The organism is Streptomyces sp. NPDC060000, from assembly GCF_042737375.1.
In the GTDB taxonomy this organism is placed as follows: domain Bacteria; phylum Actinomycetota; class Actinomycetes; order Streptomycetales; family Streptomycetaceae; genus Streptomyces.
Genome location: NZ_JBHWUU010000091.1, coordinates 24,646 through 38,998, shown reverse-complemented (window position 1 = coordinate 38,998; position 14,353 = coordinate 24,646). Strand labels below are relative to the sequence as shown.

Sequence of the window (14,353 nt, the reverse complement as noted above, 5' to 3'; positions counted from 1 at the left end):
CGTGCCCCGCGCGCATCGAAGGCGCTTCGTGGCCCCTTCCCAGGGGTTGGGGGCGTGGGGGCTGGGGGTCCCCCACCCCCCACGCCCCCCATCGCGTCGCATTGACGATTACACTGGTACGCGTGCCTCAACTTCGTCTCGCTCTGAACCAGATCGACTCGCGCGTCGGCGACCTCGTCGGCAACACCGAAACGATCCTCCGCTGGACCCGGCACTCCGCCGAGCAGGGAGCGCATCTCGTGGCGTTCCCGGAGATGGCGCTGACCGGGTATCCCGTGGAGGACCTCGCCCTGCGGTCCTCCTTCGTCGACGCCTCCCGCACGGCCCTGCGCGCGCTCGCCGCGCGCCTCGCCGAGGAGGGCTTCGGTGAGCTCCCGGTGGTCGTCGGCTACCTCGACCGGTCCGAGGGGGGCCGGCCGAAGTTCGGCCGCCCGGCCGGCTCGCCCCGCAACGCGGCGGCGGTGCTCCACGGCGGTGAGGTGGTCCTCTCCTTCGCCAAGCACCACCTGCCCAACTACGGCGTCTTCGACGAGTTCCGCTACTTCGTGCCCGGCGACACCATGCCGGTGCTGCGGGTGCACGGCGTCGACGTGGCCCTCGCCATCTGTGAGGACCTCTGGCAGGACGGCGGCCGGGTGCCCGCGGCGCGCTCCGCCGAGGCCGGTCTGCTGCTCTCCGTCAACGCCTCCCCCTACGAGCGCGACAAGGACGACACCCGTCTGGAACTGGTCCGCAAGCGGGCCCAGGAGGCCGGCTGCACCACCGCCTACCTCGCGATGATCGGCGGGCAGGACGAGCTGGTCTTCGACGGCGACTCGATCGTCGTCGACCGCGACGGCGAGGTCGTGGCGCGGGCGCCGCAGTTCTCGGAAGGGTGCGTGGTGCTGGACCTCGACCTCCCGGCGGCCTCGGCCGACGCGCCGACGGGTGTCGTGGACGACGGTCTGCGCATCGACCGGGTGGTGCTCTCCGAGGAGCCGCTCCCCGCCTACGAGCCCGAGCTCAGCGGCGGGTACGCGGAGCGGCTGGACGACGCCGAGGAGATCTACTCGGCGCTGGTCGTGGGCCTGCGCGCGTACGTCGCGAAGAACGGCTTCCGGTCGGTGCTCATCGGGCTGTCGGGCGGTATCGACTCGGCGCTCGTCGCGGCGATCGCGTGCGACGCGCTGGGCGCGCAGAACGTGTACGGCGTGTCGATGCCGTCGAAGTACTCCTCCGACCACTCGAAGGGCGACGCGGCGGAGCTGGCGCGGCGGACGGGCCTGAACTTCCGCACGGTCGCGATCGAGCCGATGTTCGACGCGTACATGGGCTCGCTGGGCCTGACGGGCCTGGCGGAGGAAAACCTCCAGTCCCGCCTGCGCGGAACCCTGCTGATGGCCCTCTCCAACCAGGAGGGCCACATCGTCCTCGCCCCCGGCAACAAGTCGGAGCTGGCGGTCGGCTATTCGACGCTCTACGGCGACTCGGTGGGCGCGTACGGACCCATCAAGGACGTCTACAAGACGTGGATCTTCCGGCTCGCGGAGTGGCGCAACCGCGCCGCGGCGGAGCGGGACCAGACCCCGCCGATCCCCGAGAACTCGATCACCAAGCCGCCGAGCGCGGAGCTGCGCCCCGGCCAGGTGGACACCGACTCGCTCCCGGACTACCCGGTCCTGGACGCCATCCTCGAGCTGTACGTCGACCTCGACCAGGGCGCGGACGCGATCGTCGCGGCGGGCTATGACCGTGAACTGGTCGTCAAGACCCTGCGCATGGTGGACACCGCCGAGTACAAGCGGCGTCAGTACCCGCCGGGCACGAAGATCTCGGCGAAGGGCTTCGGCAAGGACCGCCGTCTGCCGATCACGAACGCCTGGCGCGAGTCGGTGTGACCGCCCTCCGGCCCCGGCCCCGGTCCCCGGACTTCGGACTTCGGACCTCGGACCTCAGCCGGGCCTGGCCCGGTCGCGTGCTGCGGCCGGGCCTTCGCGTGCGCGGTGATGCGGGCTACCGGTGGCCGCCGTTCGTGAACCGTTCGAAGGCATGGCTGACGGCCCACGTGTCCTGGGCGATCCCGGAGCACGAGTCGGAGCCGCCGGTGCCCGGGCAGCCGCCGTTGTCGCGCTGGAGCGCCCAGAAGGACAGCGTGTCGATCCTCTTGGCCTCGGCCCGCTGCTCCACGGTGACCGCGTCCCTCGCGGTGAAGGTCTCCTCGGGGCCGTAGTCGTCGATGCCGGGCATCTCGATGACGCCGATCATGCTCCACAGCTTCGCGGAGCTCTTCTTCGGGTGGAGCACGGCCAGTTGGTCGTGCAGGCCCTGGGCGGCCGTCTCGGTGTCGGCCGCCAGGTCGTGGGCGGCGCCGTCGTAGTAGGCGAAGGTCATGAGGCTGACGACGTCCACGCGGCGACGGTGAACCGCCGGCGCAGGGCGTCGCCCGCGTGGACGGCACGCCGGGCGCGCTCGACGGTCACCTGGTTCTCGCCGATCACCGACATGGCCGGCGTCAGTGACGAGCCCCCGCCTCCGCCGCGGTCCGCGGTACGTGCGTCGCGACGACACGCTCGCGGCCGGTGGTCTGCGGGGCCCGGCGCGCGTCGACCATGGCCGCGACGCCCGCCACGACCAGGCCCAGGACCGCCAGGACGGCGCCCGCCAGCGCGGGCGAGGTGGCGCCGAAGCCTGCCGTGAGGGCCAGGCCGCCGATCCAGGCGCCGCCGGCGTTGGCCATGTTGAAGGCCGCCTGGTTGGCGGAGGAGGCGAGGGAGGGACCCGCGGCCGCCTTCTCCATCACCATCAGGTTCAGCGGCGAACCCGTCACGAACGCCGCGATGCCCAGCAGGACGACGGCCAGCGCTCCACCCCACGCCGTCGTCATCAGCAGCGGGAACAGGGCCAGGACCAGGACCAGTGACGTCAGTCCTGCGAACAGGGTCGGGCGCATCGCGTGGTCGGCGAGGCGGCCACCGACCAGGTTGCCGATCGTCGCGCCGACACCGAACAGCGCGAGCAGCAGCGTCACGCTGGAGTCGGCGTACCCGGCGGAGTCCGTCAGCATCGGGGTGATGTAGCTGTACGCGGAGAACAGGGCGCCGAAGCCGGCCACCGTGGTGCCGAGCGCCAGCCACACCGGCAGCGAGCGCAGGGCGGCCAGCTCTCGGCGCAGCCCGACGGCGGGCGCCTGGCTGTGGTCGTGCGGGATCAGCAGGGCCAGGGAGGCTATCGCCGCCAGGCCGATCGCGCCGACGCCGAGGAAGGTCGCCCGCCAGCCGAGGTGCTGGCCCATGAGGGTGGCGACGGGGACGCCCGCGATGTTCGCGACGGTCAGGCCGAGGAACATCAGCGACACCGAGCGGGCCTTGCGCTCCGGGGCGACCATGTTGGTGGCCACCACCGCGCCGACGCCGAAGAAGGCGCCGTGCGGGAGACCGCTGAGGAAGCGGGCGGCGAGCAGGGAGTCGTAGCCGGGGGCGAAGGCCGAGAGGGCGTTGCCCACGACGAAGAGCCCCATCAGGGAGATCAGGACGGTCCGGCGGGACATCCGTGCCGTCGCCGCGGCCAGCAGCGGCGCGCCGATGACGACGCCGAGCGCGTACGCGGAGACCAGGTGTCCGGCCGTCGGGATCGAGACATGCAGGTCGTCCGCGACATCGGGCAGCAGGCCCATCATCACGAACTCCGTGGTGCCGATTCCGAAGGCACCCACGGCCAGGGCGAGCAGGGCCAGGGGCATGGAGAACTTGCCTTTCAGGGAGAGCGGGTTCCGTTCATCATACGTTTCGTATGTTCAAGTACGGAACAAAGTCTCCCCGGCCCGCTATTCCAGCGGGTGACCCCCTCGTTAAGGTGTGGTGACCTTCACACGCGCCGCCACCGGCAGATGGTCGCTGGCCGTCTGCGGCAGCGTCCACGAGGTGACCGGCTCCACGCCCTTGACCATGATCTGGTCGATCCGGGCCATCGGGAACGACGCGGGCCAGCTGAAGCCGAAGCCGCTGCCCGCAGCGCCCTGCGTGGAGCGCATCTGCGAGGTCACGGCGTTGAGCGAGCGGTCGTTCATGGTGCCGTTGAGATCGCCGAGCAGGACCACCCGGGTCAGCTTCTCGTCGGCGATCGCCTCACCCAGCGCGTCCGCGCTCTTGTCGCGCTGCCGGGCGGTGAACCCGGCCTGGAGCTTCACCCGCACCGAGGGAAGATGCGCGACGTAGACGGCGACCTCCCCCTCGGGCGCCGCGACCGTCGCCCGCATCGCGCGTGTCCAGCCCAGCTTGATGTCGACGGGCTTCACACCGCTCAGCGGGTACCTGCTCCACAGGCCGACCGTGCCCTGCACCGAGTGGTACTTGTACGTCGCGGCCAGCGCCTTCTCGTACACCGGCACCGCCGTGGCGGTCAGCTCCTCCAGCGCCAGCACATCGGCCTCGGACGCGGCCACGTCACGGGCGGTGCCGGCGGGGTCCGGGTTGTCGGCGTTGACGTTGTGGGTGGCGACGGTGAGGTCACCGCCGCTGCCGGTCCGGTCGACGAGCAGCCCTCCGAAGAGGTTCAGCCAGACAACGGCCGGGAGGATCACGGCGATCAGCGCGGTCGCCGACTTGCGCACCAGCGCCAGCACCAGCAGCACCGGCACGAACACACCGATCCAGGGCAGGAACGTCTCCGTGAGACTGCCGAGGTTGCCGTAGCGGTTGGGGATGCGCGCGTGCATCAGCATCACCAGGGAGAACGCCAGCGCGAACCCGGTGAGGACCAGACCCCGCCGCCAGATCCGCGGATCGCCGCGCCACCCCGCGCCGATCCGGCCGAGCAGAGTGCCGATCAGGCGCCGAAGCCGAACTCCCCGAGGCTCGGGACCCGAGCCTCCGTTGCCGTCCGTCTCCGTCATGTACGCCTGCTGCGCCATACCGTCGCCTCACTGCCTGCCTTGCACACCGTCCGTCCCCCGGGTACGACCCTAGGGGATGATCGGCTTTGATCTCGCCGTCCCGTGACGGCCGTACGGGGGCGAGGACGACCGGGGCGGTCTCACGGGTTCCGGTCCTGCGACATGTGACCGGGTCTGTGACGAAACGCGCACATTCGGGTTACGTGATGGGGGAACTGACGGGGCGTAGGCCGGCCAGCAGCGTATCGACGATGCGCTCCGGAAGTTCTTCGGAGAGGTCCGCGTCGGGACGCAGGATCGCGCGTACGAGCATGGGGCCGACGAACATGTCGTTCACCAGCTCCACATCCAGGTCGGCGCGCAGTTCGCCGTTCGCCTGCCCCCGGCGCAGGACCTCGACGCCCATCCGGCGCCGGGGTTCTATCGCCGTGTTGTGGTACGCCGCCCAGATCTTCGGGCTGCTCTTCATCTGGGCGTGCACGTTGTGCAGGATCGCCGAGGAACGGTTGGCGAGACCCCTGCGCCGCACCGTCTCCAGCAGCACGATCAGGTCGTCCCGCATGGATGTACCGGGGAGTTCGGGATCCTGGGGTTCGGCGGCACGCAGCACGTCGACGAAGAGTTCCTCCTTGCCGCTCCAGCGGCGGTAGATGGCGGCCTTGCCGACGCCCGCGGTACGGGCGATGCGCTCGATGGAGATCTCGGCGAGCGAGACGCCGTCCTCCAGCAGCTTCATCGCGCCCTCGATGATGGCCCGTTCGACGGCCTCGCTCCGGGGGCGCCCCCGGACGGGCTGCTCCACACCGGCACCCTTGACGGCGGACCCTGTGTCGGTGGTTCCCGTGTCGGTGATCCGCGTGGCCTCCGCGTCGGTGGTCCCTGAGGTCCCCGTGTCGGTGGTCCGTGAGGCCCCCGTGTCGGTGGTCCCCCTGTCGGCGAGGCTCACGTCGTTGATCCTTTCGTCGCACTGGGGGGATTGTCGCCCGAAGAGAAGGGCGGGACGGCGGCTCCCGGCCACCACCCCGCCACCGTCCCTACGGCTTCACCCGCTCCAACTCCTCCTCCGCTGCGTCCTCGCGCGTCGGCTTCGGCCTGCCCGGCAGGAACACGGCGACCACGACCGCGCCCACGAACGCCACCCCGGCCCCGCACAGCGCGGTGACGTGCATGGCGTGCAGGAAGGCGTCGTTGGCGGGGGCGATCAGCGCCCTGCCCTGGTCGCCGAGTTTCGCGGCGACCCCCAGTGTCGCCTCGATGGACTCGCCCGCCGTGTCGCGCAGGCCCACCGGCAGTGTGCCGAGGTGGCCCTCGATGCCGTCACGGTAGGACGTGGACAGCACGGAGCCGAGGACGGCGATGCCGAGCGCGCCGCCGACCTGGCGGAAGGTGTTGCTCAGCGCGGAGGCGGAGCCGGCCTTCTCGCGGGGCAGGGCCTGCATGATGACGACGCTGGTGGGGGTCATGACGTGGGCCATTCCGGCGCCCATGCAGAAGAAGACGACCTCGAGGAGCCAGATAGGGGTGTCGGCGTCCAGCGTGGCGAACGCGGCCAGCGTCGCGGCGAGGACGAGCATCGCCGCCGTGGTCGTGGCCCTGATCCCTATGCGGTCGACGACCAGCCGGGCCCGCGGCGCGAAGATCAGCTGCGCGGCGGCCAGCGGCAGCATCAGCAGGCCGGTCTGGAGCGGCGAGTAGCCGCGCACGCTCTGGGTGTAGAAGACCGAGAAGAAGGTCACGCCCATGAGCGCGAAGAAGACCAGGGCGATGACGGCGATCGCGGCCGAGAACACCTTGTTCTTGAAGTAGTCCATGTCGACGGACGGATGGTCGCTGCGCTTCTCGTGCACCACGAACGCCACGAGTACGAGCAGGCCGGCCGCCGTGGTCGCCAGCACGGTCGAATCGGTGAAGTCGGCCAGCTCGCCGCCCTTGATGATGCCGTAGACGAGCAGGACCAGGCCGACGACCGACAGCGCGACGCCGACCAGGTCGATGCGGCCGGGGTTCGGGTCCCGGGACTCGGGCACCAGCCACAGCATCAGCCCGAACGCGAGCAGCACGATCGGCACGTTGATGAGGAAGACCGAGCCCCACCAGAAGTGGTCGAGGAGGAGACCGCCGGTGATGGGTCCGATGGCGATGGCGAGTCCGACGCCACCCGCCCAGATGCCGATCGCCTTGGGCTGCTCCTCGCGCTCGAAGACGTTCATCAGGACGGCCAGGGTCGCGGGCATCACGAAGGCCGCGCCGAGGGCCATCAGCGCGCGGAAGGCGATGAGCTGGGCGGGCGAGCCGGATTCCGCGGCGAGCGCCGAGCCGAGGCCGAAGACGGTGAGTCCGCCGAGCAGGACCTTCTTGCGGCCGAAGCGGTCGCCGAGGAGCCCGGCGGAGAACAGCAGTCCCGCGAAGACGAGCGTGTAGGCGTTGATCGCCCACTCCAGCTCGCTCTGGGTGGCGCCGAGGCCGGTCGGGGCGGGCGTCGAGATCGTCTTGATCGCGACGTTCAGGATCGAGTTGTCGAGCACCACGATCAGCAGGCTCAGCATCAGGACACCGAGGATCGCCCAACGACGCCGGTGCACCGCTTCCGGTATGCGCGGAGCGGTCGGGACGGCAGGAGTAGTCATGGATCGAGCGTAGGACATTTTCGATACGAGACCGTCTCGTATCGATTCCTCGGCCCCTTTTCTTACTGAGGCTTTACCCGGGGTCGACCGAGGGTCCTGCGCCCTGGGGGACCGAGGCTCTGCGCCCCGGGGGCACTGAGGCTTTGCCCACAGGGGGCGCTCTGGCTCTCCCTGGCACGAGGTGCCACCATGGGTGGTGGTCCGGGGACGCCGTGAGGGCGCCTCGAGATGACGTTAGGAGCCGGTGCAATGACGCAGTTTTCGGCTGCCCAGAAGACCTCCGACGGCAGCAGGGCGCTGTACGGAGGAAAGGGCACACGCCGCATCACCGTCCGCGACCTCGCCCTCGCCAAGGAGCGCGGCGAGAAGTGGCCCATGCTCACCGCCTACGACGCGATGACCGCCTCCGTCTTCGACGAGGCCGGAATCCCGGTGATGCTGGTGGGCGACTCGGCGGGCAACTGTCATCTGGGGTACGAGACGACCGTGCCCGTCACCCTCGACGAGATGACCATGCTGTCGGCGGCGGTCGTACGGGGCACCAGCCGTGCGCTGATCGTCGGCGACCTGCCCTTCGGCTCCTACCAGGAGGGGCCGGTGCAGGCGCTGCGCTCGGCGACCCGCCTGGTGAAGGAGGCCGGGGTCGGGGCCGTGAAGCTGGAGGGCGGCGAGCGCTCCCACCGGCAGATCGAGCTGCTGGTCGAGTCCGGGATTCCGGTGATGGCGCACATCGGCCTGACCCCGCAGTCCGTGAACTCGATGGGATACCGCGTGCAGGGACGCGGCGAGGAGGCGGCCCAGCAGCTGCTGCGGGACGCCAAGGCCGTGCAGGACGCGGGCGCGTTCGCGGTGGTGCTCGAGCTGGTTCCGGCGGAGCTGGCGGCCGAGGTCACGCGGGTGCTGCACATCCCGACCGTCGGCATCGGCGCCGGACCGGAGACGGACGCCCAGGTACTGGTGTGGACCGACATGCTCGGACTGACCGGGGGCCGGGTGCCGAAGTTCGTCAAGCAGTACGCGAACCTGCGTGAGGTCATGGGCAACGCGGCGAAGGCGTTCGCCGAGGACGTCGTGGGCGGAACGTTCCCGCTGGACGAGCACTCCGTCCACTAGAAGCCACCTGGAACCCACCTGGAGGGTTCCGGGAAGCCACCTGGAACCCACCGAGCCAACACCGCACCGGAGCAGCCCGCCGATCTTCCCCCGTCGGCGGGCTGCCGCGCGTGCGGGCTGCTTGGTGTACGGGTGCTTCGTGTACAGGTGCCTTGTGTCCGGGTGCCTCGTGTGCCCCGTCCACGGGCTGCCGCGTCGGTGGGCTGTGGGGTGCCGCCGACGGCTGTCGGTGGGCTGTAGGCGGGCTGTAGGCGCCGCGGGCGGGCTGTCGGCGTCCTGTCGGTGGTTTGTCGGTGGGGGTTGCGACTGTTCCGGCATGACGCGAATCGACAAGAACCCCAGTGGCGCCGAAAGCGCTGTGACCGTTCGGGGGTTGGTCAAGCACTACGGCGAGACCAAGGCACTGGACGGAGTCGACCTGGACGTGCGGGAGGGCACCGTGATGGGGGTGCTCGGGCCCAACGGCGCCGGCAAGACCACCCTCGTACGGATCCTGTCCACCCTGCTCGCTCCCGACAGCGGGCAGGCCACCGTCGTCGGCTACGACGTCGTACGGCAGCCCCGGCAGTTGCGCCGGGTGATCGGGCTCACCGGGCAGTACGCCTCGGTGGACGAGAAGCTCCCCGGGTGGGAGAACCTCTACCTCATCGGGCGGCTGCTCGACCTGTCCCGCAAGGACGCGCGAGCACGGGCCGACGAACTGCTGGAGCGGTTCTCGCTGACGGACGCCGCCAGGCGCCCGGTGAGCACGTACTCCGGCGGTATGCGGCGGCGGCTCGACCTGGCCGCGTCGATGATCGGCCGGCCACAGGTTCTGTTCCTGGACGAGCCGACCACCGGGCTCGACCCGCGCACCCGCAACGAGGTTTGGACCGAGGTCAGGGCGATGGTCGGGGACGGGGTCACCGTGCTGCTGACCACCCAGTACATGGAGGAGGCCGAGGCGCTCGCCTCCGAACTGACCGTCGTCGACCGGGGCAAGGTCATCGCGGGCGGCGGCATCGAGGAGCTGAAGGCGAAGGTCGGCGGCCGTGCGCTGCGGGTCCGCCCGGCCGATCCGGCGCACCTGCGGCCGCTCGCCGGGTGGATCGACGAGCTGGGCGTCACCGGGCTCGCCACCACGGCCGTGGACGCGGAGCGCGGCTCCGTCCTGGTGCCGGTCCTCAGCGACGAACAGCTCACCGCCGTGGTCGGCGCGGTCACCGCGCGTGGCATCACGCTGGCCTCCATCACCACCGAACTGCCCAGCCTGGACGAGGTGTTCCTGTCCCTGACCGGCCACCGCGCCAGTGCCCCGCAGGACGCCCAGCCCACCGAGACCCGCGAGGAGGTCGCCGTATGAGCGCGGCCACGATCGACATCAGCACGACGACCGACGCGCGCATCCCGGTGCGCAGCCATCTCCGGCACACCGGCGCGCTGATCCGCCGCAACCTGCTGTGGATCCGGCAGGACCCGGAGTCGATGTTCGACGCGGTCCTCTTCCCGGTGATCTTCACGCTGCTGTTCGTGTACGTCTTCGGCGGCTCGATCGGGCAGTCGCTGGGCGGCGGGCAGGAGGCGTACGTGCAGTACGTCATTCCCGGGCTGCTGGCCATGATGGGGATGAACATGGCCCAGGGCGTGGGCACCGGCTTCAACACCGACTTCAACTCCGGGGTCATGGACCGCTTCCGGTCCCTGCCGATCGGGCGGGGCTCGGTGCTCTTCGCCAAGATCGTCGTGGAGCTGATGCGCATGCTGGTCGCCTGCGTGATCCTCATGGTGGTGGCCGTGCTGGTGGGCTTCGACATCACCCACTGGCCCGGTCTCTTCGCCGCGGTGGGGCTGGCCACGGTGTTCGGCTCGGCGCTGATGTGGGTGTTCCTCACCCTCGGTGTGCTGATGAAGAGCGCGCAGTCCGTGCAGGCGATGGGCTTCCTGGTGCTGATGCCGCTCCAGTTCGGCTCGTCGATCTTCGCACCGACCCGGTCGATGCCGGGCTGGCTCCAGAACTTCACCGAGTACAACCCGCTGTCCTCGCTCGCGGACGCGGCGCGCGGACTGATGGTGGGCGGGCCGGTCGCGCACGGGCTGTGGGTGACGCTGGCCTGGTCGATCGGGCTCACCGCGGTGATGGCGCCGGTCGCGATCCACAAGTTCCGCACGAAGACCTGAGCCGGAACGCGCCGGACGCGTCACGGCCGCGGGGGAACAACCGGACGCGTGCACATGTGCGCACGTGGCCGCGTGCACCTGCCCGCGTACAGCCGGACGCATCGCGGCCGGACGCATCGCGGCCGGACGCGTCACACCAGGGCGGTGGCCTCCTCATAGGAGAGGCTGCCGCCCTCGGCGTACGCGCGCTCGAACTCCGCGTCGCCGAGCGCATCGCGCGTCCAGGCCGTGGCCAGGTCGCGGGCCTCGCGCTCCACCCGCTGGGGTACGTGGCGCGGCGGCAGCAGGGTGTCGGCGGCGCCCAGGCAGCGGGCGGCGTCGGCGGCGCGGCCGCCGCCGTCCACGCGGGACAGGGCGGTCGCGGCGACGAAGAGATAGAAGGAGCGCAGGCTCGGGGCGATGGCCAAGGACAGCGGATCGCCGGCCCGTTCCAGGGCGGTCCGGATGCCGGCCAGGGCCTGCGCGCTTTGGCCGTCGAGCGCGTCCAGCCAGGCCTCCGTGCCCACGATGAAGGCGTCGAAGACCGCGAAGTGACCGAAGTGGAACTGCTCGCCCAGCAGGCGCAGTTGCTCGCGGGCTTCGCTTCGGCGGCCGGTGACAGCGAGCCATCCGGCGAGGAAGAGGCGGGCGATGTGCATGGCCTCGTTGACCGCGCGCTCCTCGCCGGCGATCACCTCGCGCAGCACGCGTTCGCCCAGCTCCTCGTCGCCTCCCTCCAGCAGCGCGCTGCCCAGCCGGGCGGCGAGGACCGCGGACTGCGAGCGGGCGCCGAGCCGTTCGGCGTGCTCGATGGCGTCCCTGTAGCCGGCGGCGGCCTCACGGTAGGCGCCCAGGCGTTCATGGGCCTCGGCGCGGGCGGAGAGTGCCTCGGCGGTGCCCCAGGCGTCGCCCAGGCGCCGGAAGATCTCCAGGGCCTCGTCCGCGTCACGGAACGCGTTCTCGGCCCAGTCGGCGCGGTTGGCGAGGATGTTGGCGCGCATCTGCAGGCAGGAGGCGAGCTCCCACTCGTAGCCGGGCGTCCGGCGGCAGGTGTCGACGTTGGCGTCGAAGACGGCGCGGATTCGCTCCGGGTCAGCGGTCATCATCACGGCGAGGAACCAGAGCAGGCCGGGTGCGCGGCAGATCTGCGGCTGGCCGGGCTCGTAGGCCGCGGCGATCAGGCGCAGCTTGGCCTGCGCAGTCGCGGTGTGCCAGCCCTCCGTCTCGGTGTCCATACAGGCCAGATGGGTCAGGTGGACACCGCGCCGGGCCTCCACGAGGATCTCGCCGGTCATCGGCGGCGGGGCGTCGGTGCAGGGCTTCCACACCGGCGCGGCCGGGCGCAGGGGTTCGGCGAACGGGTCGGGGCCCAGGGCCATGACCTCGACGCACCAGCCGCGGGCCTCGATGCGCAGGTCGCGCATCTGCCAGTACCAGACGAGGGACAGGGTCAGGCAGAGCGCCTCCTGCTCGTCACGTGCCGCGATGGCGCGGCCCAGCGCGGTGCGCAGGTTCTCGTACTCCAGCTGGAAACGGTCGATGGCGTCGCGTTGACCGGGGCCGCGCAGCAACGGATCGGTGGTGCGGGCGAGTTCGCGGTAGTACGTCAGATGCGCGCGCTCGGCGGCCGCCCGCCGCCCCGACTCGTCCAGCCGCTCACCCGCGTACTCGGCGACGGTCTCCAGGAGCCGGTAGCGCATGTCACCACGGGGGTCAGGGGCGGCGACGACGAGCGACTTGTCGACCAGCGAGGAGAGCAGGTCGAGCGAAGCGAGGGAGTCGTGACCCGCGCGGGAACCGGGGACGGCCGGGCCGCACACCGCTTCGACGGCGGCGAGGTCGCAGCCGCGGGCGAAGACCGAGAGGCGGGCCAGGACGTCGCGTTCGTCCTCGTCGAGCAGGTCCCAGGACCAGTCGACGACGGCCCGCAATGTCTGCTGGCGGGGCAGGACGGTCCGGCTGCCGGAGGTCAGGAGGCGGAACCGGTCGTCGAGCCGGTCGGCGATCTGACGGGGAGTCAACATCCGTAGCCGGGCGGCGGCCAGCTCGATGGCGAGCGGCAGGCCGTCGAGACGACGGCAGATCTCCGCGCAGGCCGCCGCCGTCTCGTCGTCGGCGTCGGTCCGGAAGCCGGGGCGGGCGGCCGCGCCCCGGTCGGCGAGCAGCCGCAGCGCGACCGGTTCCGGCAGCGGATCCAGCGGGCGCAGCACCTCCCCCGGCACGCCGAGCGGCTCACGGCTGGTGGCCAGCACGGTCACCTCCGAGCAGCGCGCCAGCAGTTCCTCGACGAGCCGGGCGGCCGCCTCGACCACATGCTCGCAGTTGTCGAGGACGATCAGCATGCGGCGTCGGACGCAGTGCTCGACCAGACGCTCCAGGGGGTCGTCGTGGCGCTCGGCGGCGACCCGTATCTCCTCGGCACCGGCGCCGTACAGCACGGTCTCGCGGGCACCCACGGCGGTCAGGACGGCCTGCGGCACGGCGTCCGGATCGGCGACGGGCGCGAGCTCGACCAGCCAGACACCGTCGCGCGCGGTGTCCCGTACGGTCTCGGCGGTCTCCTGCGACAGCCGGGTCTTGCCGGCCCCGCCCGGCCCGAGCAGGGTGACGAGCCGCGCGGTCGCGAGGGCGCTCCGGATGGCCGCGATGTCGTTCTCGCGGCCGACGAAGGAGGTGAGGCGGGCCCGGAGGTTGCCGAGGGGCGGGGGCGGCAGGGCGGGGGAAGCCGGCGAGGCCGCCCCGCTCGGGGCCGCGGGCGGCACGGGACGGGACGGTTCCCCGGGGCCTCCCGCCCCGGGGCCTCCCGGTTTCCCGGGGCCTCCCGGATCGCCGAGGCCGAGCAAGTCCCCGTGCAGGGTCCGCAGTTCGGGACCTGGGTCGGCGCCGAGGCGGTCCGCCAGCAGGCGCCGGACGTCGTCGTAGGCGGCCAGCGCCTGAGCGGTGCGGCCCGCGTCGCGCAGGGCACGCAGCCGCAGGGCCTGGAGGGGCTCGTCCAGCGGATGGGCGTCGCACAGGGCGGTGAGTTCGGGCAGCGAGCGCTCGGCCTGGCCGAGGGCGATCGCGGCGGTGTGCCGGGCGCGCACCGCGTCGAGGCGGCGGGCCTCCCGGCGGGCCGCCTCGGCGGTGCGGTCGGGCAGGTCGGCCAGGGCGGGCCCGTGCCACAGGGCGAGGGCGTCGTCGAGAACGAGGGCCGCCTTGGCGGGATCGCCGTCGGCGAGTGCGCGGACGCCGTCGGCGGTCAGGCGCTCGAAACGGTGCAGGTCGACGTCGTCCGGGACGACGGCCAGCCGGTAGCCGCCGTCGGCGGAGTCGATCGCGCCCGCCCCGAGGGCCCGGCGCAGCCGGCCGACCAGTGCCTGGAGCGCGCCCTGCGCGTCGGCGGGCGGGTCCCCGGCCCACACCTCCTCCACCAGCAGCCCGGCGGGTACGCTCCGGCCGGCCCGTAACGCCAGCACGGTCAGCAGGGCACGCAGCCGCGCTCCGCCGACGGCGACGGCGATGCCGTCCGGACGGAGTGCCTGGGTGGTGCCGAGGATGCGATAGCGCACGGGGTCCATTCTCTCCGGTGGGAGCGGGAGCGGTCACGGGGTTGCGGCGGGGCGGCGAG

General features: G+C 71.7%; 9 protein-coding genes and 1 pseudogene. 4 read left to right on the top strand and 6 right to left on the bottom strand.

The features are described 5' to 3' along the window. Nucleotides 1-122 precede the first annotated feature (122 nt). Entirely contained in the window at nucleotides 123-1,877 is a 1,755-nt protein-coding gene (locus tag ACFWBB_RS35825; protein WP_385281266.1) for an NAD+ synthase, read from the top strand. A 124-nt stretch (nucleotides 1,878-2,001) separates the two neighbouring features. Here ACFWBB_RS35825 and ACFWBB_RS35820 read toward each other — a convergent pair. From ACFWBB_RS35820 to ACFWBB_RS35800, 5 genes and pseudogenes are all read right to left on the bottom strand, one after another. Continuing rightward, nucleotides 2,002-2,391: pseudogene (locus ACFWBB_RS35820) on the bottom strand (chitinase); the annotation flags it as partial. A 100-nt stretch (nucleotides 2,392-2,491) separates the two neighbouring features. Then, nucleotides 2,492-3,718, bottom strand: a complete 1,227-nt coding sequence (locus ACFWBB_RS35815) for an MFS transporter (protein ID WP_385281263.1) — start codon at nucleotides 3,716-3,718, stop codon at nucleotides 2,492-2,494. Between the two features lie 108 nt (nucleotides 3,719-3,826). Further along, nucleotides 3,827-4,888, bottom strand: coding sequence for an endonuclease/exonuclease/phosphatase family protein (locus ACFWBB_RS35810; protein WP_385281261.1), 1,062 nt, complete (start codon nucleotides 4,886-4,888; stop codon nucleotides 3,827-3,829). Between the two features lie 181 nt (nucleotides 4,889-5,069). Further along, the gene (locus ACFWBB_RS35805) at nucleotides 5,070-5,723 is read right to left on the bottom strand and encodes a TetR/AcrR family transcriptional regulator (RefSeq protein WP_385281272.1); all 654 of its coding nucleotides are present in this window, start codon (nucleotides 5,721-5,723) and stop codon (nucleotides 5,070-5,072) included. Between the two features lie 181 nt (nucleotides 5,724-5,904). Beyond that, complete coding sequence (locus ACFWBB_RS35800; protein ID WP_385281258.1) at nucleotides 5,905-7,497, bottom strand: MFS transporter; 1,593 nt, start codon at nucleotides 7,495-7,497, stop codon at nucleotides 5,905-5,907. Between the two features lie 249 nt (nucleotides 7,498-7,746). Between ACFWBB_RS35800 and panB the strand changes: the two genes are divergently transcribed. The 3 genes from panB (at nucleotide 7,747) to ACFWBB_RS35785 (ending at nucleotide 10,767) form a co-directional block, all read left to right on the top strand. Beyond that, nucleotides 7,747-8,610 (top strand): 3-methyl-2-oxobutanoate hydroxymethyltransferase, encoded by an 864-nt coding sequence (gene panB / locus ACFWBB_RS35795; protein ID WP_385281255.1) that lies wholly within the window; start codon nucleotides 7,747-7,749, stop codon nucleotides 8,608-8,610. Nucleotides 8,611-8,926: 316 nt separating this feature from the next. After that, nucleotides 8,927-9,952 (top strand): ATP-binding cassette domain-containing protein, encoded by a 1,026-nt coding sequence (locus ACFWBB_RS35790; RefSeq protein WP_385281253.1) that lies wholly within the window; start codon nucleotides 8,927-8,929, stop codon nucleotides 9,950-9,952. Beyond that, nucleotides 9,949-10,767, top strand: coding sequence for an ABC transporter permease (locus ACFWBB_RS35785; protein ID WP_385281251.1), 819 nt, complete (start codon nucleotides 9,949-9,951; stop codon nucleotides 10,765-10,767). The genes ACFWBB_RS35790 and ACFWBB_RS35785 overlap by 4 nt, the downstream gene beginning before the upstream one ends. A 131-nt stretch (nucleotides 10,768-10,898) precedes the next feature. Here the strand turns inward: ACFWBB_RS35785 and ACFWBB_RS35780 are convergent, their stop codons facing one another. Further along, on the bottom strand, nucleotides 10,899-14,303 hold the full coding sequence (locus ACFWBB_RS35780; protein WP_385281248.1) for a BTAD domain-containing putative transcriptional regulator: 3,405 nt from the start codon (nucleotides 14,301-14,303) through the stop codon (nucleotides 10,899-10,901). Nucleotides 14,304-14,353: the final 50 nt, after the last annotated feature.